This is a genomic window from Pseudomonas oryzihabitans (assembly GCF_007665395.1).
GTDB classification, from domain to species: domain Bacteria; phylum Pseudomonadota; class Gammaproteobacteria; order Pseudomonadales; family Pseudomonadaceae; genus Chryseomonas; species Chryseomonas psychrotolerans_C.
On sequence record NZ_VDND01000003.1, the window covers coordinates 323,379 to 342,419 of the forward strand.

Here is a 19,041-nt window from a genome sequence, read left to right on the forward strand (position 1 = left end):
GGGGCCGTCCTGGCCCCCGCAGAGTTTTGACAGTTTTAGGGGAGATCGTCAAAGCGCAACAGGCGAGGTATTACGTGATCTTCGATGTAGCTGTGATAGGTGCCGGCGCCCTGGGGCTGTTGTCGGCGTATCACCTGTCCTTGAGCGGTCGGCGGGTGGTGGTGGTGGAGCGGGGCGAGCCGGGGCGGGAGGCGTCCTGGGCGGGCGGCGGCATCGTCTCGCCGCTCTATCCGTGGCGCTATCAGCCGGCGGTGACGGCGCTGGCGCACTGGTCGCAGGATTTCTATCCGGTGCTCGGCGAGCGGTTGCGGCAGGAGACCGGGGTGGACCCGGAAGTCGAGGTCACCGGCCTCTACTGGCTCGACCTGGACGATGAAGCCGAGGCGCTGGACTGGGCGCGGCGCAACGTGCGGCCGCTGGCTACCGTGGCCATCGAGGAGGTGCGGCAGCAGGTGCCGGTACTGGGGCCAGGCTATGAACGCGCGGTGTTCATGGCGGGGGTGGCCAATGTCCGCAATCCCCGGCTGGTGCGCTCCCTGCGCGAGGCCCTGCTGCGCCTGCCGAACGTGACGCTGCTGAGCGATTCACCGGTGACCGGCTTCCTGCGCGCGGGTGCGCGGGTGGTGGGGGTGCGGACGCCTCGCGAGGACCTCCACGCCGAGTCCGTGGTGGTTTGCGCGGGCGCCTGGAGCGGCGAACTGCTGCAGACGCTGGGGGTGGCCGTACCCGTGCGGCCGGTGAAGGGGCAGATGCTGCTGTATCGCCAGCCGGTGGGCTATCTGACCAGCATGGTCCTGGCCAAGGGGCGCTATGCCATTCCCCGACGGGACGGCCATATCCTGATCGGCAGCACCCTGGAGCATGCCGAGTTCGACAAGACGCCGACCGCCGAGGCGCTGGCCAGCCTGCGGGCCTCCGCGGCCGAATTGTTGCCGGCGCTGGCCGCTCAAGAGCCGGTCGGGCATTGGGCGGGACTGCGACCGGGATCGCCGGATGGCGTGCCCTTCATCGGTCCGGTGGCGGAGCTGCCCGGGCTCTGGCTCAACTGCGGGCATTATCGCAACGGCCTGGTGCTGGCGCCCGCCTCCTGCCAGCTGCTGACCGATCTGCTCACCGAGCGCACGCCCATCATCGATCCCGCGCCCTATGCGCCCGCGGCGCGGCTGGCGCCCGGCTGATCAGTCGATGCCGAGCTTTTTCAGGCGGTAGCGCATCGAGCGGAACGACAGGCCCAGGCGTTCCGCCGCGGCGGTCCGGTTCCAGCGGGTCTCTTCGAGGGCCTGCATGATCAGCTGGCGCTCGATGGACTCCAGGTGGTCCTCGAGATTGGCGATGTTGGCCAGGCTGGCCTCGCCGGTGGCCGTGGCGGCCGGGGCATCGGCCAGGCGCAGGTCGGCGGGCCGGATGACGTCGCCCTCGCAGAGGGTATAGGCGCGCTCCAGCATGTTTTCCAGTTCCCGCACGTTGCCGGGGAAGCGGTAGCTCTTGAGCTTGGCCAGGGCATCCTCGCCGAGCGTCGCCGGGGCGAGGCCTGAATCCCGCGCCAGGCGTTCGAGCATGTAGCTGGCCAGGGCGCCGATGTCCTCGCGGCGCTCGCGCAGCGCGGGTACCTGCAATTCGATGACGTTGAGGCGATAGTAGAGATCCTGGCGGAAGGTGCCGGCGGCCACCTCGGCGGCGAGATCCCGGTGCGTGGCGCTGAGGATACGTACGTCCAGGCTGATCTCCTGCTGGCTGCCGACCGGGCGCACGGCCTTTTCCTGGATGGCGCGCAGCAGCTTGACCTGCATCGGCAGCGGCAGGTCGGCCACCTCGTCGAGGAACAGGGTGCCGCCCTGGGCGGCCTGGAACAGGCCCTGCTTGTCCTCGATGGCGCCGGTGAAGCTGCCCTTGCGATGACCGAAGAATTCGCTTTCCACCAGTTCCGAGGGAATGGCGCCGCAGTTGACCGGGACGAAGGGGCGGCCAGCGCGTGGGCCCTGCTCATGGATCAGGCGCGCCACCCGTTCCTTGCCACTGCCCGACTCGCCGCTGATGTAGACCGGTGCCTGGCTGCGCGCGAGCTTGGCGATCTGGCCACGCAGGGCGCGCATGGGCGGCGAATCACCGAGCAACTGGGTTTCGCTGGCGCCGGCGGCCGGCGCGGCGCCGTTGCCGGACAGCCGCAGCGCGGTGCCCACCAGTTCGCGCAGGCGCGGCAGGTCCACCGGCTTGGTGAGGTAGTCGAAAGCGCCGGCTTTCAGCGCCTGGACCGCCGTCTCCAGGCTGCCGAAGGCGGTGATCATGGCCACGGGCAGCTGCGGCAGGCGCTGCTGGATGAACTGGATCAGGTCGAGGCCCGAGCCATCGGGCAGGCGCATGTCGGTCAGGCAGAGGTCGAAGTTTTCCCGCTCGAGGACGGCCCGCGCATCGGCGATGTTCTTGGCGCTGGCGGTATCGAGCTTCATCCGGCCCAGCGTGATTTCCAAGAGTTCGCGGATATCGGGTTCATCGTCGACGATCAGGACTTTCTGTCGGGCCATGCTCAGCTCATTGTGCGGGGATGGGCGAAGGTGATGCGAAAACAGCTGCCGCTTGCCAAGGGATGATAGCCAAGTCTGGCCTGGTTGCTCTCGCAAAGCTCACGGGAGATGTACAGGCCCAGCCCGGTCCCCTTGTTTTCGGTGGTGAAGAAGGGCTCGAACAGGTGGTCGAGCTGCTCGGCGGCGACGCCCGGGCCGTCGTCGATGACCTCGAGGATGGGCAGGTCGCTGTCCGGGTCGCGGTAGGTATTGATCCAGACCTGGCCGACGCCGTGCTTCTGGCAGCTGTAGCGCAGGCCGTTCTGCACCAGGTTGGTCAGGATCTGCCCCAGCTGGTGGGGGTCCATGTGGGTCTGCAGGGTGCCGGGCTCGGTCTTGACGTGCAGCGTCTGGCCGGACGGCAGGGTAGGGCGCAACTCGCCGGCGAAGCGGTGCGCCCAGTAGCGCAGGTCGATCAGCTGCGGCGCCGCCTGGCGCCGGCGCGACAGCTGCAGGACGTTTTCCACCACCCGGTTCATCCGCCGCGACTGATCCTGGATGATCTGCGCCAGGCGACGGTCCGGCGTGGCCAGTTCTTCGGACTCCTGCAGCAGCTGGGCCGCATGGCTGATGGCGCCCAGCGGATTGCGGATCTCGTGGGCGATGCCGGCGGTGAGGCGGCCGAGAGAGGCGAGCTTGAGTTGCTGGGCCTGCTGGGCGATCCGCGAGACGTCCTCGAGAAAGGTCAGCACCCGCTCGCCTTCGGCCTGCTGCAGGCGGGCGAAACTCGGTTGCAGCAGCGGTCCGTTGGCATAGGCGCGCAGCGGCGCGGGACGGATGCTGGGATTGCGCTCCCATTCCTCCAGCCGCTGGGCCAGGCCCAGGCTGAGTGGCGTGATCGTCGCCTCGTCGTCCACGCCGAGCAGGCGCCGGGCCGCCGGATTGGTCAGCAGCACCTGGTATTCGGCGTCGAACACCAGGATGCCCGTGCGCATGCGCGCGAGGATGAGCGCGTTGAGGGCTTCCAGCTCGGCCACGGTGGTGGCGCGATCCTCCGCCAGGGCCTGGCTGTCCAGCAGCCGCCTGACCAACCCCTGTACCAGCAGCGCCGTGGCGAAGCAGAGGGTGCCGAGGCCCGCCGCCTGCACGTAGCCGCTGCCACCGTCGCCGCGGCGCAGGCCCAGGTAGCCGGTCGCCAGCAGCAGGGCGATGGCGGCCAGGGCGGCGATCAGCAGGCCGCGGCGGCCGCGGATGAGGACGTTGGATACCCCGACGGTCACCACCAGCAGACTGCCCATGCCGCTGGCGATGCCACCGGCCAGGAAGAACAGTCCGCCCAGGGCGAGGATGTCGATCAGCGCCAGGGTGAAGGCATGACCGCGCAACCAGCGCTGACCGATCGCCAGCAGGGCGTTGGCGGCCAGGTAGGTCCAGCTGGCCTGGCGAAACAGCTCGCCATCCACGGTACGCAGCCACTGCTGGTCCAGGTCGCTGGAGATCAGCACCACCAGCGCCAGGCCGATGACGATGCGGTAGAGGTGATAGAGCCGCAGGACCGCGTCGGCTCTCAGGACGCCTGGATCAGTCGCGCTGCTCATGCTGCAACCGGCGATGTTCGGCGCTGCAGTACCAGCGCTGGTTGTCGCCATCGGCCAGGGCGCGCTCCTGGGGCACGTGGATCCCGCAATGGGCGCAGCGCACCATGGGGTTGGCGGGCAGCGGTCGGGCCTTGCCGGCCGGCGTCTGCGTCTTGCCGCGCCACCAGCGCCTGATCATCCAGAACAGCGCGCCCAGCAGGACGAGCCACAACAGCAGGCGAAACAGACCCATGGATGATCTCGCGAGGTGAGGGATGGGCAAGTTTAACAGGGCCATCGGCGCCGGTGAGCCCTGAGTGGCATCGATTGTCCGGCTTCGCGCGATGCGGGAAAATGGCGTGACAAACCCGGCTAGGAAGAGTGCATGACTCAGCTGCTGAACGTCGTGATGGCGCAATTGAATCTCAAGGTGGGCGACATCCACGGCAACGTGGAGCGCATCATCGGCGCGGCGTGCGAGGCCCGCGACCGGTTGCAGGGCGATCTCATCGTCTTTCCGGAGTTGTCGCTGTGTGGCTATCCGCCCGAGGACCTGCTGCTGCGGTCGAGCATGCAGCGGCGTATCGAGCAGGGTCTGCAGCGGATCCGCGAGGAGATCGTCGGGATCCATGTACTGGTGGGGTTTCCCTGGCTGGAGGAGGGGCGCCGCTTCAACGCCTGCGCGGTCTACCGCGATGGCGCCCAACTGGCCTTCTATCGCAAGCAGCAGCTGCCCAACTACCGGGTGTTCGACGAGAAGCGCTATTTCGAAGCGGGTGACACTGCCGCGGTGTTCGACTTCCAGGGTGTGCCCATCGGCGTCACCATCTGCGAGGACATCTGGTTCGCCGCGCCCATGGCCAAGGCGCGCCAGGCCGGCGCCCGGCTGATGCTCAACCTCAATGCCTCGCCCTTCCATGGCGGCAAGCAGCCGGAGCGCGAGGCCGTGGTGGGCGAACGGGCACGCGAGGGCGGCATGCCGGTGGTCTATGTCAACCAGGTAGGCGGCCAGGATGAGCTGGTGTTCGACGGCCATTCCTTCGTGGTCGATGCTCGGGGTCGGGTCAGCCAGCGCGCACCGGCCTTCGTCGAAGGCCTCTATCCGGTCGCCTTCGATGCGGACCTGAATCCGCTGCCCGCCGATACCGCCCCGGTCGCCTCGCTGGAGGCCAGCGTCTATGACGCCCTGGTGCTCGGGGTACGCGACTACGTGCGCAAGAATGGCTTCAAGGGCGTGGTGCTGGGCCTGTCCGGGGGGATAGATTCGGCCCTGGTGCTGGCGGTGGCGGTGGATGCCCTCGGCGCCGAGCAGGTCGAGGCGGTGATGATGCCCTATCACTACACCGCCCAGATGAGCCTGGACGATGCCGAAGCCGAGGCCCGGACCCTGGGCGTGCGCTACAGCGTGCTGCCTATTGCCGCCATGGTCGAGGCCTTCCAGCAGACCCTGGCCGGCGAATTCGCCGGACTCGGGCGGGATACTACCGAGGAGAATCTGCAGGCGCGCTGCCGGGGCACCCTGCTGATGGCCATTTCCAACAAGAAGGGCTATCTGGTGCTCACCACCGGCAACAAGAGCGAGATGGCGGTCGGCTATGCCACCCTCTATGGCGACATGGCCGGCGGCTTCGATGTGCTCAAGGACGTACCCAAGACCCTGGTGTTCCGCCTCTGCGAGTACCGCAATCGCGATGGCGAGGTGATACCCCGGCGAGTGATCGACCGGCCGCCGTCGGCGGAATTGTCGCCGGACCAGAAGGACGAAGACTCGCTGCCGCCCTATCCGGTGCTCGACGAAATCCTGCGGCTGTACGTCGAGCAGGATCTCTCGGCCGTGGACATCGTCGCCGCCGGCTTCGAGGAGGAGGTGGTGCGCAAGGTGCTGCGCCTGGTGGATCTCAACGAGTACAAGCGACGGCAGGCGGCGGTTGGCGCGCGGGTGACCCAGCGCGGCTTCGGCCGGGACCGGCGCTATCCGATCACCTCCGGCTGGCGGATCGGCGACTGAGTGACGTTCATGTCGAGTCCGCGTGGCTCGGCATCACGACACGGCTGTCGCTCAGCAAGTCCCAGGAACGAAAAAGGGAAGCCAGTGGCTTCCCCTTTTTTCACGTCCGGCGCGCGGTCAGTCGAACAGACCGAAGGTCAGACGGCTGAACCAGGAGCGCTTGGCCGGCGCCGGCGTCGCACCGCCGGCCTTCTCGGCTTCGGCCGGGTCGACGATGCGCAGCTCGGGTGCCAGGTTGTCCCGCTCTTCCTGGTACTTGCGCTGGATGTCCTGGCTGGCGCGGGTCTCGCCGGGCGGCAGCGGATCGCTCGGGCGATCGATCAGGCCCAGGGTCGCGCGGGTCAGCCAGGAGCGCTGCTGATCCTTGTCGTCCGGCTCGCGCAGCTGGAATTCGCCATTCTTGAGGCTGACGTTGTCCGGGTAGTTGAGCTTCAGGGTTTCCAGGCTGGTCGCCGCCAGGTCGTTGAGGCCCAGGTGCTGGTAGGCTTCGGTCATGATCGCCAGGCCATCGCCCACCGACGGGGTGCCCTGGAAATTCTCCACCACGTAGCGGCCGCGGTTGGCGGCGGCCACATAGGCCTTGCGGGTCAGGTAGTAGTGGCCGACGTGGATGTCGTAGGCCGCCAGCAGGTTGCGCAGGTAGACCATGCGCGCCTTGGCGTCCGGGGCGTAGCGGCTGTTGGGGAAGCGGCTGGTGAACTGGGCGAAGTCGTTGAAGGAGTCACGCGCGGCGCCCGGGTCACGCTTGGTCATGTCCAGCGGCAGGAAGCGCGCCAGCAGGCCGCGGTCCTGTTCGAAGGAGGACACGCCCTTCATGTAGTAGGCGTAGTCGACGTTGGGGTGCTGCGGGTGCAGCCGGATGAAGCGATCGGCCGCGGTGCGGGCCGCCTCGGGCTCGCCATTCTTGTAATTGGCGTAGATCAGCTCGAGCTGGGCCTGTTCGGCATAGCGGCCGAAGGGATACCGCGACTCCAGCGCCTTCAGCTTGCTGATGGCATCGGTGTAGCTGCTGTTGGAGATATCGCGCTGGGCCTGGGTATAGAGCTCGCCCTCCGGCATGTTTTCCGGAACCTCGGGCGCTTTCGAGGAGCAGGCGGCGGTGAGGACTAGGCTGGTGACCAGCAGCAGGTGCTTCAATTGCATGGCGGCTTGGATTCCCCGAAACGGTCGGCGGTGCAGGGATGAGGGCGGAAGGCACTCACCTAGCCTGTGACGGGGCCGGAACCGTCCTGTTATGATGATCGACCCGGAATGCCGGGGCAAAAAAGTCGCCGTATTTAACCACAGGGTCGGGCCGATTCCAAAAGCCCTGCCATTGCCCGCGCAGATCCATGTCCGAATCCATCGTTCTCAATGCCGAAGTCCCCTCCGAACTCGGTGGCCAGCGCCTCGATCAGGTCGCTGCCCAGCTGTTCGCCGATCACTCCCGTTCGCGTCTCGCCGCCTGGATCAAGGACGGCAGCCTGACCGTCGATGGCGCCGTGCTCCGCCCGCGCGATACCGTGCATGGCGGTGCCCAGCTGGCGCTACGCGCCGAGCGCGAGGCCCAGGGCGAATGGGTGGCCCAGGACATCGAGCTGGACATCGTCTACGAGGACGACCACCTGCTGGTGCTCGACAAGCCGGCTGGCCTGGTGGTGCACCCTGCCGCCGGCCATGCCGACGGTACCCTGCTCAACGCCCTGCTGCATCACGTGCCTGGGCTGGAAAGCGTGCCGCGCGCCGGTATCGTCCATCGCCTGGACAAGGACACCACCGGCCTCATGGTGGTGGCCAAGACCCTGGAAGCCCATACCCACCTCGTCGCCCAGCTGCAGGCGCGTTCGGTGAGTCGCATCTACGAAGCCATCGTCGCCGGGGTGATCGTGGCCGGGGGGACGGTCAATGCCCCCATCGGCCGCCACTCCCAGCGTCGCCAGCAGATGGCGGTGATCGCCGGCGGCAAGCCCGCCGTCAGTCACTATCGGGTGCTGGAGCGCTTTCGCGCCTATACCCATACCCGGGTCAAGCTGGAGACCGGGCGCACCCACCAGATTCGCGTACACATGACCCACGTCGGCTTTCCCCTGGTGGGCGATCCGGTCTATGGCGGGCGCTTCAAGATTCCGCCGGCGACCAACCCGACCCTGATCAAGACCCTGCGCGAATTCCCGCGCCAGGCGCTGCACGCGCGCTTTCTCGAGCTGGATCATCCGGTGACCGGCGAGCGGCTGCGCTGGGAGTCGCCACTGCCGGAAGACCTGGTCTGGCTGCTGGACCTGCTGCGCCAGGACCGGGAATCCTTCGAATGAGCGGCGCCGACTGGCTGCGGCCTGACTGGCCGGCGCCGGTCGGCGTCCAGGCCTGCGTCACCACCCGCCTCGGCGGTGTCAGCCAGGCGCCTTTCGCCAGCTTCAATCTGGGCGCCCACGTCGGTGACGATCCCGCGGCGGTGGCGGAGAATCGTCGGCGCCTGGGCGAGGCTCTGGGTTGCCAGCCGGCGTGGCTCGATCAGGTGCACGGCACCGCGGTGGTGGAGGCCGATCCGGCCCAGGTGTTGCGCGCCGATGCGGCTTGGAGTTCCACGCCGGGGGTGGCCGTGACCATGATGACCGCCGACTGCCTGCCGGCCCTGTTCTGCCGCCGTGACGGCACCCGGGTCGCGGCGGCCCACGCCGGCTGGCGGGGTCTGGCGGGCGGGGTGCTGGAAGCCGCGGCGGCCAGCCTGGCTGTCGCGCCCGCTGAGGTGCTGGTCTGGCTGGGACCGGCCATCGGCCCCGCCAGCTTCGAAGTGGGCGCCGAGGTGCGCGCGGCCTTCGTCGCCCAGCACCCCGAAGCGGCGCAGTGCTTCGTGGCGCGGGGCGGGGACAAGTACCTGGGCGACCTCTATGCCCTGGCTCGCCTGCGCCTGGCTGCCCAGGGCATCACCGCGGTCTACGGTGGTGGCCTGGACACCTTCACCGATCCGGAGCGCTTCTTCTCCTACCGGCGTGCCGCCCGTACCGGTCGCTTCGCCAGCCTGATCTGGATCAAGGCCTAAGTATTTTTTGGGATGTCAAGCCTGCTCGGCTTGAATCGTTAAGCATCGCCCCTATCTAAAGACCACTCCCGCGGGTAATCGAAAGCGCCGTCTGCCGCGCTGTCCCGCGTCTCAGATAGGACCTTGCCCATGCGTATAGATCGCTTCACCAGCAAATTGCAGCTCGCCCTGGCGGATGCCCAGTCCCTGGCCGTCGGCCACGACCATCCGGCCATCGAGCCGCTGCACCTGTTCTCCGCCTTGCTCGACCAGCAAGGGGGCTCCATTCCCCCGTTGCTGCGGCAGGTCGGCTTCGACCTCGCCAGCCTGCGCAAGACCCTCGCCGAAGAGCTGGACAAGCTGCCCAAGATCCAGAGCCCCACCGGCGACGTGAATCTGTCCCAGGACCTGGCACGCCTGCTGAACCAGGCCGATCGCCTGGCCCAGCAGAAGGGCGACCAGTTCATCTCCAGCGAATTGGTGCTGCTCGCGGCCATGGACGAGAACACCCGGCTCGGCAAGTTGCTGCTGGGGCAGGGCGTCTCGCGCAAGGCGCTGGAGAACGCCATCAACAACCTGCGCGGCGGCGAGGCGGTCAACGACCCCAATGCCGAAGACAGCCGCAAGGCGCTGGACAAGTTCACCGTCGACCTGACCAAGCGCGCCGAGGACGGCAAGCTCGACCCGGTGATCGGTCGTGACGACGAGATCCGCCGCACCATCCAGGTCCTGCAACGGCGCACCAAGAACAACCCGGTGCTGATCGGCGAGCCCGGCGTCGGCAAGACCGCCATCGCCGAGGGCCTCGCCCAGCGCATCATCAATGGCGAGGTGCCCGACGGTCTCAAGGACAAGCGCCTGCTGGCGCTGGACATGGGCGCCCTGATCGCCGGCGCCAAGTTCCGTGGCGAATTCGAAGAGCGGCTCAAGGGCGTGCTCAACGAACTGGCCAAGCAGGAAGGGCGCGTCATCCTCTTCATCGACGAGCTGCACACCATGGTCGGCGCCGGCAAGGCCGAGGGCGCCATGGATGCCGGCAACATGCTCAAGCCGGCCCTGGCCCGTGGCGAGCTGCACTGCGTGGGCGCCACAACCCTCGACGAGTACCGCCAGTACATCGAGAAGGACGCGGCCCTGGAGCGGCGTTTCCAGAAGGTGCTGGTGGACGAGCCGAGCGAAGAGGACACCATCGCCATCCTGCGGGGCCTCAAGGAGCGCTACGAGGTGCACCACAAGGTGGCCATCACCGACGGCGCCATCATCGCCGCGGCCAAGCTGTCCCATCGCTACATCACCGACCGCCAGCTGCCGGACAAGGCCATCGACCTGATCGACGAAGCCGCCAGCCGCATCCGCATGGAGATCGATTCCAAGCCCGAGGCCCTGGATCGCCTGGATCGCCGGCTGATCCAGCTCAAGGTGGAACGCCAGGCATTGAAGAAGGAAGAGGACGAGGCCGCACGCAAGCGCCTGGAAAAGCTCGACGAGGACATCGTCCGTCTCGAACAGGAATACGCCGACCTGGAAGAGGTGTGGAAGGCCGAGAAGGCCGAGGTGCAGGATTCCGCCCAGCTGCAACAGCGCATCGAGCAGGCCCGGACCGAGCTGGAAGCCGCCCGTCGCAAGGGTGACCTCAACCGCATGGCCGAGCTGCAGTACGGCACCATCCCCGATCTGGAGCGCAGCCTGCAGATGGTCGACCAGCACGAGAAGCCGGCCAACCAGCTGCTGCGCAACAAGGTCACCGAGGACGAGATCGCCGAGGTGGTCTCCAAGTGGACCGGCATCCCGGTGAGCAAGATGCTCGAAGGGGAGCGCGACAAGCTGCTGCGCATGGAAGAGGCCCTGCACAACCGGGTGATCGGCCAGGACGAGGCGGTCACCGCGGTGGCCAATGCCGTACGCCGGTCGCGGGCGGGGCTGTCCGATCCGAATCGCCCCAGTGGCTCCTTCCTCTTCCTCGGCCCGACCGGGGTGGGCAAGACCGAGCTGTGCAAGTCGCTGGCGGAGTTCCTCTTCGATACCGAGGACGCCATGGTGCGCATCGACATGTCCGAGTTTATGGAGAAACATTCCGTGGCCCGGCTGATCGGCGCTCCGCCTGGCTATGTCGGCTACGAGGAGGGCGGCTACCTGACCGAGGCCGTGCGGCGCAAACCCTATTCGGTGGTCCTGCTGGACGAGGTGGAGAAGGCTCATCCCGACGTCTTCAACATCCTCCTGCAGGTACTGGACGATGGGCGCCTGACCGACAGCCAGGGTCGCACCGTGGACTTCCGCAACGCGGTGATCGTCATGACCTCCAACCTGGGCTCGGCGCAGATTCAGGAACTGGTCGGCGACCCCGATGCCCAGCGCGCGGCGGTGATGGATGCGGTGGCCGGTCATTTCCGCCCCGAGTTCATCAACCGGATCGACGAGGTGGTGGTGTTCGAGCCCCTGGGGCGCGAGCAGATCTCCGGCATCGCCGAGATCCAGCTGCAGCACCTGCGCCAGCGCCTCGCGGAGCGTGAACTGCACCTGGAGCTGACCCCGGAAGCCCTGGACAAGCTGGTGGCGGTGGGTTACGACCCGGTCTATGGCGCGCGTCCGCTCAAGCGGGCCATCCAGCGCTGGATCGAGAACCCGCTGGCCCAGCGCATCCTGTCCGGCGTCTTCGCCCCTGGCAGCCGTATCCAGGGTCGGGTGGAGGGCGATGAGATCGTCTTCGCCTAGGCAAAAGCCGGGCGGCCCTGGGGTCGTCCGGCTCTTCACATAAATTTGTGAAAAAACAGCAGGCTAGGTGTTGACGTCTGTTTCCACTTCCGTAAAATGGCGCACCTCACTTACGGCAAAGCCCGAAAGGCACTGACGTAAGAGGGGTTGGAAGATCGAAATTCCGCGATAGCTCAGTCGGTAGAGCAAATGACTGTTAATCATTGGGTCCCTGGTTCGAGTCCAGGTCGCGGAGCCACTTCCATTCTCGGGGTATAGCGCAGCCCGGTAGCGCGCCTGCTTTGGGAGCAGGATGTCGGGAGTTCGAATCCCCCTACCCCGACCATCTTTGGGTCGTTAGCTCAGTTGGTAGAGCAGTTGGCTTTTAACCAATTGGTCGCAGGTTCGAATCCTGCACGACCCACCATTTCACCAGAAACCCTCCGCCAGGAGGGTTTTTGCGTTTCTAGCCCCCTGTTTGTACGGGGCACCCCTCGGTCGCCCGCGCAGCGAAGGGGATGGCTCGGTCGCCTGCAGTGGTCCCGGGACGCTGCGCGGTTGGCGCTGGCGACAGCCACCTACCCATCCCAGGCAGCTGGGGCTTGCGTCTTCCATTCGAGCCTTGGATCAGCACTCCTTTGGGCGCCGCTCTAGCTCGCCCCTTTGCACTGAATCCCTGTGTTCATGCGGCTTCCAGCCAGCAGCGAAGCGATATTCGGTCCTAGCGACTGCCGTCGGCCTGACTACTATCAGGGAAAGCAACCAGCTTTCAGGCGGTGGTAATGCGGTCTAGACACCCCTTGGGCTTCACCCTTATCGAGGTGCTGGTGGTCATCGCGCTGCTGGGCATCGTCACGGCGCTCGCGGCCCCCGGCTTTGCCAGTCTGGTCCAGAACAATCGTGTCCAGGCCGCGGCCGGTGAGTTGCAGCGCGCCCTCTACTACGCTCGCAGCGAGGCCATGAGTCGGGGCGTGAACGTCATCGTCACTACCGACCCGGAAGATGCCAATGGCTGGATGGGCGCGCTGAAGATCAGCACCGTCAAGACCGTGGTGCTGCCCACCGCGGAGACCCTGCGCCAGTACAGCGGCGGCCTGGGCAATGGCGTCAACGGCACCGGTGCGGTAGGCGGCAGCCCCTTGACCAGTCTCACCTTCCAACCCAATGGCAGCCTGAAGCTCGGCGGCGATGCCACCATCCGCGTCTGCGCCACCAATGCGCTCGTCCAGGGCAAGCAATTCACCCTCAGCCAGGGTGGGGTATTGACGGTGACCGATTACGCGCCCGGTCGGCCCAGCGCGACGGGGTGCAGTTAGATGAAGCGCCGTCAGTATGGATTCAGCATGATCGAAGTCCTGGTCAGCCTGGTGATCATCTGCATCGGCGTGCTCGGCATGGTGGCCTTGCAAACGCGCAGCGTGGCGCTGTCCCAGGACTCGGTGCAACGCAGCAACGCCATGGTGCTGGCCAACGACCTGCTCGAGCTGATGCGCAGCAATCGCGATCAGGTGTTGGCCAGTGACAAGGTCAAGCCCGATGGCGCCTACGCCAAGCAGCCAGGTGGCACCTTTCGCACCAAGGCGCTCGATGCCGGCAAGACCTGCCTGACCCGTGATCGCTCCGCGGGGGGTGAAACGGTGGCCGGTCAGGACCTCGGCTGCTGGCTGAATCAGGTGAAGGCCCTGCTGCCGGTGACGGACGCCCTGATCAGCAGCAGCTTCGCCGTCTGTCCCGCAGCGGGCATACCCGCGCTGCCGGCCAGTGACGCGTCCGGCAACACCACGCCCCTGGCCAAATGCGAGACCACGGCGCGGGCGATGGTGATGGTGGTGGTCGCCTGGCAGGACGCCAGCAACGACCCCCTGAATTGCCCCAAGGGCGTCTGCTATTACGCGTTGCGCTCGGAGTTGTAGGCCATGGACCTGAGACTCCGGTACCTCATCCGCCAGCAGGGCTTCTCGCTCATCGAGATGATGATTGCGCTGACCGTGGGCACCTTCCTGGTCCTGGGTGTCTCGCAGATCTATATCGACAACAAGCGCAGCTTCCTCTTCCAGCAGGGGCAGACCGGCAATCGCAACAATGCCCAACTGACCCTGCAGGTGCTCGACCGGCAACTGGCGCGGACCGGTTATCGCGCCGAGGTTCGCTTGCAGAACAGTCTGGAGGCCGCCTTCCCGGCGGTAGGGGCGATCGCCGACGACGATGGCATCAGCTGTCCCGCCTTCGCCGCGGGGGTCACCTTCGTTGCTACCACGGATAGCGTCGATGCGCCCAGGGGGGTCTGCATCCGCTACCAGGGTGCGCTGGACAGTAAGGATCTGGATTGCCTGGGCAATGCCATTCCCCGGGTGAATCTCAATGCCGGCGGCAACGTACTGCTCAAGCTGAGCTACACCGCTAGCGCGACGCCCGGGGCCGGCACCCTGAGCTGTACCGTCTGGAGCGAGCGGGCAGGGGCTCTGACGCGCAAGGGCAATGCCGTGCTGGTGCAGGGGCTGCAGGATTTTCGCTGGTCGATCCCGCCCAAGGCCGACGCGCCGGCCGTACGGTATGCCGCCCTGCTCAGCACCCCCGATGCCGTTCAGAGTGACGTGGCCAGCAATGCGGCGGTCAATTGGAAGACGCTGACCGGGCAGCAGATCGACGAGACGAAGGCGAACCGGCCCATGCAGATGCTGCAGAGCACCGTTACCCTGAGAAATCTTGCGCTATGAGTCCTTGCCGGCTGCGCGGACAACGCGGCGCGACGCTGCTGGTCGCCCTGGTGATGTTGCTGCTGCTCTCGCTGCTGGCGGCCTCCAGCATGCGCCAGACCCTGCTCCAGGCCCGGAGCGGCGGCGCCGCGCTGGAAAACACCCAGGCTTTCAATGCGGCGGAAGCGGCGTTGCGCGAAGGCGAGCGGCGGCTGCTGGCGCTCAGTCAGCAGCCAGCCTTCACCGCTTTCAGCGCCGGTTTCGCCAGCTGCACCGATAGCGTCGCGGCGGTGCAGAGCGCCTTCACCAAAGCCCCCAGCGGTGATCTCTGCATCCTCACCAAGACCAGCGACCTTGCTACCAGCGCCCTGACCCAGGCCTGGGCGGCCACCGCGCTACAGGCGACCGACGCGGTGGCGACGGCGCGCTCGGTCGCCTATCGCGGCTCCGATGGCAGCTCGGCCTTTGCCCGCACGCCGCGTTGGGTTGTGACCGCCATCGGCAGCAATTCCGTCGACGTCTCCGCACCGACCACCACCCTGTTTCGGGTCACCGCCGTCGCCCAGGACCGCGGACAGCGCTTTCCGGTGATCCTGCAGAGCGTCGTCTCCCTGGAGGTGCCATGAGTCGAGCCGCGTCGGGTATCGGGCCCCTGGCCCTGCTGTTGACCCTGGCCGCACCGACGGCCCAAGCGGCGGCCCTGAACCTCAGCCAGCAGCCGCTGTTCCTGACCAACAGCGTCGGTCCCAACCTGTTCGTCACTCTGGACAACTCCACCAGCATGCAGATGGCGGTAGTGCCGGATGCGTCGAATACCGACGCGATTCGACCGACGCGGCGTGCCAAGTCCGCGGCCTTCAACAGCCTCTATTACAACCCCGCCATCTCTTACCCAGCCCCTTATGCGGTGAGCTATAGCAATACCGGCGGCCTGACGCGCACGCGACTCACGACCAGCTTCACCAGTGCCTATGTCAATGGCTACCGCTCCAGTCTGGGCAGTGTGAACCTGGCCAGTGACTACCGGGTGAGCTGGAGCTACAACCCCAATCTGGTCACGACCGACCCCAACGTGGCGCGCGGCACCGCCTATGGCAATCCAGGGCTGCAAAATGCTAGTCCGAGCATGTTGGCAGAGAATCCTTCGCAGGACTTCTTTAGCAGCGGTACCTACCGTGGAACCAGCTCGACCTACGGTAGCCTTACCCTGCTCAACATCCTGTTGGGTACCGGCTTCACGGAAAACATCAACGGCGCCCAGGTCACCATCAGCGACGCCTCCTTGCTCGAGCGGCTACTCACGGGGGCGGCACTCAATGGCGGATGCACCGCGAGCATCGCTAACACGCCGGCCGTCACTTACAGCAACGTCACGTGCACACGTAACGTGGATTATGGCCTGCTGGGAGTGATCTCCTCGGTCAGCTATACCGTCACGGCCAACACCAACATCTCTGCCGCCATTACCGGCGTGCCGGCCTACTACTATCTTTACGATACGACGCTCACCACCTGTCTTCCCGCTTCGCTGCAGACCGAAGGCTGCTATCGCCGCGTGCTGGTCAGCGCCACCTCCGGTCCCAACGGCACGGACGAGCGGCAGAATTTCGCCAACTGGTATTCCTTCTATCGCAGCCGAGCCCTGGCCGCTCAGACGTCGACCAACCTGGCCCTGGCGGATGCCTCGGAAAACATCCGGGTGGGCTGGCAGGCGCTGGGTACCAACGACAGCTGCGTACTGGTCACGGCCAATGCCAACTGCCGCGGTATCAGCAATTCGAGCCCGGCCGCCTATGACAATCGCCTGCGGCCCTTCACCGGGGCGCACCGGGCCGCCTTCTTCACCTGGCTGGGGGATGTCTACTACAACCAGAGCACGCCCTTGCTGCAGGCCGTGGCGCGAGTAGGGGAGCTGCTCAAGACCAGTGGCACCGAGAGTCCCTACGCCTATCAGCCGGGGACGGTCGAATCGCCGGTCTATGGCTGTCGTGCCAGCTACAGCCTGGTGGTCACCGATGGCATCTGGAACGCGGCCTTCGCCTCCAGCAATGCTGATGGAACGGCCAAGACCCTGCCGGACGGCCAGCAGTACAGCCCTCGCCCACCCTTCCAGGACGGCACCTCGGACACCCTGGCGGACCTGGCCTTCCTCTACTGGAGCACCGATGCCCAGTCCAGTCTCGCCGACAAGGTACCGCCCTACAACACCGTCACCAGTGACGAGGTGCAGGGCACCCGTACCCTTCCGCCTTACTGGAATCCACGCAACGATCCCGCCACCTGGCAGCATCTCACCGGTTTCTACGTCGGCATCGGCCTGAGCAGTGCCCTGGTGAATCCTGCCTGGGGTGGCGACACCTTCGCTGGCGGCTATGCCGGTCTCGCGGCTGGCACCACGCCCTGGCCGGTGGCGGGCGCGGACAATTCGGTCAACCAGAACAACGTCTACGACCTCTGGCACGCGGCGATCAATTCGCGTGGGGAATTCTTCAGCGCCGAGAATGCCAGCGACCTGATCACCTCCCTGGGCAAGGTGATCACGCGGATCAGTCAATCCACCAGTGTCGGTGCCAGCCAGACGGTGTCACCCACCCAGGTGGGAGATACCACCTCGCTCTTCACCTACAAGCCGTCCTTCTCCAGCGCCGACTGGAGCGGGGACGTCATCAAGTATCAAAGAACCGCCACCACTCAGACCCGCATCTGGAGCGCCGCCGAGCAGCTCGACAGCCGCTTCCCCTCCGGCAACACCGCCTTTGGCGCGCGCAAGATCTATATGGCCAAGGGCGGGATTCTTGCCGATTTCATCTGGGCCAACCTGACCGCCACCCAGCAGACGAGCCTCAACCGGACCTCGGGTGGGGCCACCGACACCTATGGCAGTCGCCGGGTCGACTATCTGCGCGGTGATCGGAGTCTGGAGGTGCCGAGTGCTACCCCGTCGTTTCGGCCGCGCAACCACCTGCTCGGCGATATCGTCAACTCCTCGCCGGTGGTGGTGGACGTGCCCAGCAATCCCATCGCCCTGATGAATGCCACGGTCGGCGACAACTCCTACACGACCTTCCGCAGCGCCAACCTGAACCGCGAGCGACGTATCTATGTGGGCGCCAACGACGGCATGTTGCACGCCTTCAACGACCAGGGGCAGGAGGTCTATACCTTCATGCCCAGCGCGGTCATCGGTAATCTCAATCGGCTGACCGAACGCAGCTACACCGGGGGCGGGCACCAGTCCTACGTCGACAACACCCCCGTGGTGGGAGACGCCTATATCGGGGGCGCCTGGCGCACCGTCCTAGTCGGGACCTTGCGCGGAGGAGGGCAGGGGATCTTCGCCCTGGATATCACCAACCCGAACGCCCCGGTGCTGCTCTGGGAAAAATCGTCCGCCGATAACGACTACAAGGATCTGGGCTTCACCTATGGCCAGCCCGTCATCGCACGGTTGCACACCGGCGGCTGGGGCGTGGTGCTGAGCAACGGCTACAACAGTGCCCAGGACAATACCGTCCTCTACGTAATGAACCTCGCCGACGGCAGCCTGGTCAAGGCACTGCCCGTCAGCGACAACCTCGCCACGCCCAATGGCCTGAGTTCGCCCTTCGTCGCCGATGTCGATGGCGACCTGGTCGCCGACTACGCCTACGCGGGCGACCTGCATGGCAATCTCTGGCGCTTCGACCTGATAGGTACCTCGCTGAGCGCCATGGCCACCGCGGACAACTTCCGGGTGGCCTTCGGCGGCCGGCCTCTCTACACCGCCCAGGCGAGCAGCCTGGCCCCCGGGACGACCAACCTGGTCCAGCCGATCACCGCCAGCCCCTCGGTCATCGCCCATCCCAGCGGGACGGGGCATCTGGTGCTGTTCGGCACCGGCAAATACCTCGAGGTCAACGATGCCATCGCCAATACCAGCAAGGCCATGACCCTCTATGGCATCTGGGATCGGCAGACCGATGGTTCGGCGGCGGGTAGCACCCCGACCCTGACCCTCGCCAATCTCCAGCAGCAGTCCCTCGGTACCGCCCAGAGCATCAGCTATACCAGCTCCGCGGGATCCAGCGTCAGCAGCACGGCGAATACCGTCTCCACCACCACGGTGAATTGGTACGACCCCACGACGGCGGTCACCGGCAAGCAGGGCTGGTACCTCAACTTGCCCCTCAATGGCGAACAGGTGATCAACAAGCCCCAGCTGTTCAGCAGCACCCTGTTGCTGAGCTCGCTGATCCCCAGCACCGACGCCTGTACCAGTGGGGTGACCACCTACCTCTATGCCCTGAATCCCTATACCGGGGGCAACAACAGCGGGCTGTTCAATCTCGGGACCGATACCGTCTATGGACGTATCCAGCTCGATGGCCTGCTGGGCGGGATCGTGCCCTTCGTCTACGGCGATGGCAGTTTCAGCGTGGAGGGCACGCTGGCCGATGCGGCGGTGTATGGAAGCAGTGGCAAGGCGGCGGATGGCCTGGGCGGGAAGCTGCCGGCCAGTCGCCGCCAGACCTGGCGCGTCATCACCAACCAGGACTAGCGAATGTAGCTTTCATGCAGGCATGAAAAA

The 19,041-nt window shown here is 66.2% G+C and carries 14 protein-coding genes and 3 tRNA genes; 13 read left to right on the forward strand and 4 right to left on the reverse strand.

The features are described 5' to 3' along the window. Positions 1–74: 74 nt before the first annotated feature. Positions 75–1,178, forward strand: a complete 1,104-nt coding sequence (gene thiO / locus FSV73_RS09050) for a glycine oxidase ThiO (RefSeq protein WP_145006953.1) — start codon at positions 75–77, stop codon at positions 1,176–1,178. Here the strand turns inward: thiO and FSV73_RS09055 are convergent, their stop codons facing one another. From FSV73_RS09055 to FSV73_RS09065, 3 genes are read right to left on the reverse strand one after another with little or no spacing between them, the layout of a single operon-like run. Further along, positions 1,179–2,522 carry a sigma-54-dependent transcriptional regulator gene (locus tag FSV73_RS09055; protein ID WP_145006955.1) on the reverse strand — a complete coding sequence of 448 codons (1,344 nt, stop codon included), beginning with the start codon at positions 2,520–2,522 and terminating at the stop codon, positions 1,179–1,181. It abuts the gene before it with no gap. A 2-nt stretch (positions 2,523–2,524) separates the two neighbouring features. Then, positions 2,525–4,099, reverse strand: coding sequence for a sensor histidine kinase (locus FSV73_RS09060; protein WP_145006956.1), 1,575 nt, complete (start codon positions 4,097–4,099; stop codon positions 2,525–2,527). Beyond that, a complete protein-coding gene (locus FSV73_RS09065) occupies positions 4,083–4,331 on the reverse strand; it encodes a PP0621 family protein (protein ID WP_145006958.1) in 249 nt (82 codons plus the stop codon). Before FSV73_RS09065 ends, FSV73_RS09060 begins: the two co-directional genes overlap by 17 nt. 132 nt (positions 4,332–4,463) lie before the next feature. On the opposite strand from FSV73_RS09065, the gene FSV73_RS09070 reads away from it, so the two are divergent. Beyond that, positions 4,464–6,086: an NAD+ synthase gene (locus FSV73_RS09070; protein WP_145006960.1), complete on the forward strand. Its 1,623-nt coding sequence runs from the start codon at positions 4,464–4,466 to the stop codon at positions 6,084–6,086. A gap of 117 nt (positions 6,087–6,203) precedes the next feature. Here the strand turns inward: FSV73_RS09070 and FSV73_RS09075 are convergent, their stop codons facing one another. Continuing rightward, a complete protein-coding gene (locus FSV73_RS09075) occupies positions 6,204–7,229 on the reverse strand; it encodes an outer membrane protein assembly factor BamD (protein ID WP_145006962.1) in 1,026 nt (341 codons plus the stop codon). Between the two features lie 188 nt (positions 7,230–7,417). On the opposite strand from FSV73_RS09075, the gene rluD reads away from it, so the two are divergent. From rluD to FSV73_RS25560, 11 genes are all read left to right on the forward strand, one after another. Further along, complete coding sequence (rluD, locus tag FSV73_RS09080) at positions 7,418–8,377, forward strand: 23S rRNA pseudouridine(1911/1915/1917) synthase RluD (protein WP_145006964.1); 960 nt, start codon at positions 7,418–7,420, stop codon at positions 8,375–8,377. Further along, positions 8,374–9,105: a peptidoglycan editing factor PgeF gene (gene pgeF / locus FSV73_RS09085; RefSeq protein ID WP_145006966.1), complete on the forward strand. Its 732-nt coding sequence runs from the start codon at positions 8,374–8,376 to the stop codon at positions 9,103–9,105. Before rluD ends, pgeF begins: the two co-directional genes overlap by 4 nt. A gap of 129 nt (positions 9,106–9,234) precedes the next feature. Next, a complete protein-coding gene (gene clpB / locus FSV73_RS09090; protein WP_145006968.1) occupies positions 9,235–11,799 on the forward strand; it encodes an ATP-dependent chaperone ClpB in 2,565 nt (854 codons plus the stop codon). Between the two features lie 162 nt (positions 11,800–11,961). Continuing rightward, positions 11,962–12,037 (forward strand) — tRNA-Asn (locus FSV73_RS09095). Positions 12,038–12,047: 10 nt separating this feature from the next. Next, a tRNA-Pro gene (locus FSV73_RS09100) sits at positions 12,048–12,124 on the forward strand. 5 nt (positions 12,125–12,129) lie between these two features. Then, positions 12,130–12,205, forward strand: a tRNA-Lys gene (locus FSV73_RS09105). A 355-nt stretch (positions 12,206–12,560) separates the two neighbouring features. After that, positions 12,561–13,094 carry a GspH/FimT family pseudopilin gene (locus FSV73_RS09110; protein ID WP_145006970.1) on the forward strand — a complete coding sequence of 178 codons (534 nt, stop codon included), beginning with the start codon at positions 12,561–12,563 and terminating at the stop codon, positions 13,092–13,094. Continuing rightward, positions 13,095–13,691: a type IV pilus modification protein PilV gene (pilV, locus tag FSV73_RS09115; protein WP_145006972.1), complete on the forward strand. Its 597-nt coding sequence runs from the start codon at positions 13,095–13,097 to the stop codon at positions 13,689–13,691. 3 nt (positions 13,692–13,694) lie between these two features. Beyond that, positions 13,695–14,495, forward strand: coding sequence for a PilW family protein (locus FSV73_RS09120; RefSeq protein WP_145006974.1), 801 nt, complete (start codon positions 13,695–13,697; stop codon positions 14,493–14,495). Further along, a complete protein-coding gene (locus tag FSV73_RS09125) occupies positions 14,492–15,100 on the forward strand; it encodes a pilus assembly PilX family protein (protein WP_145006976.1) in 609 nt (202 codons plus the stop codon). Before FSV73_RS09120 ends, FSV73_RS09125 begins: the two co-directional genes overlap by 4 nt. Beyond that, the gene (locus FSV73_RS25560) at positions 15,097–19,011 is read left to right on the forward strand and encodes a pilus assembly protein (protein ID WP_260856050.1); all 3,915 of its coding nucleotides are present in this window, start codon (positions 15,097–15,099) and stop codon (positions 19,009–19,011) included. The genes FSV73_RS09125 and FSV73_RS25560 overlap by 4 nt, the downstream gene beginning before the upstream one ends. Positions 19,012–19,041: the final 30 nt, after the last annotated feature.

Coding starts and splice junctions, on each gene's coding strand:
- FSV73_RS09065 (WP_145006958.1), bottom strand. CDS start 4,331: ATGGGTCTGTTTCGCCTGCTGTTGTGGCTCGTCCTGCTGGGCGCGCTG.
- FSV73_RS09125 (WP_145006976.1), top strand. CDS start 14,492: ATGAGTCCTTGCCGGCTGCGCGGACAACGCGGCGCGACGCTGCTGGTC.
- FSV73_RS09120 (WP_145006974.1), top strand. CDS start 13,695: ATGGACCTGAGACTCCGGTACCTCATCCGCCAGCAGGGCTTCTCGCTC.
- FSV73_RS09075 (WP_145006962.1), bottom strand. CDS start 7,229: ATGCAATTGAAGCACCTGCTGCTGGTCACCAGCCTAGTCCTCACCGCC.
- FSV73_RS09110 (WP_145006970.1), top strand. CDS start 12,561: ATGCGGTCTAGACACCCCTTGGGCTTCACCCTTATCGAGGTGCTGGTG.
- pilV (WP_145006972.1), top strand. CDS start 13,095: ATGAAGCGCCGTCAGTATGGATTCAGCATGATCGAAGTCCTGGTCAGC.
- pgeF (WP_145006966.1), top strand. CDS start 8,374: ATGAGCGGCGCCGACTGGCTGCGGCCTGACTGGCCGGCGCCGGTCGGC.
- clpB (WP_145006968.1), top strand. CDS start 9,235: ATGCGTATAGATCGCTTCACCAGCAAATTGCAGCTCGCCCTGGCGGAT.
- FSV73_RS09070 (WP_145006960.1), top strand. CDS start 4,464: ATGACTCAGCTGCTGAACGTCGTGATGGCGCAATTGAATCTCAAGGTG.
- FSV73_RS09055 (WP_145006955.1), bottom strand. CDS start 2,522: ATGGCCCGACAGAAAGTCCTGATCGTCGACGATGAACCCGATATCCGC.
- FSV73_RS09060 (WP_145006956.1), bottom strand. CDS start 4,099: ATGAGCAGCGCGACTGATCCAGGCGTCCTGAGAGCCGACGCGGTCCTG.
- rluD (WP_145006964.1), top strand. CDS start 7,418: ATGTCCGAATCCATCGTTCTCAATGCCGAAGTCCCCTCCGAACTCGGT.
- FSV73_RS25560 (WP_260856050.1), top strand. CDS start 15,097: ATGAGTCGAGCCGCGTCGGGTATCGGGCCCCTGGCCCTGCTGTTGACC.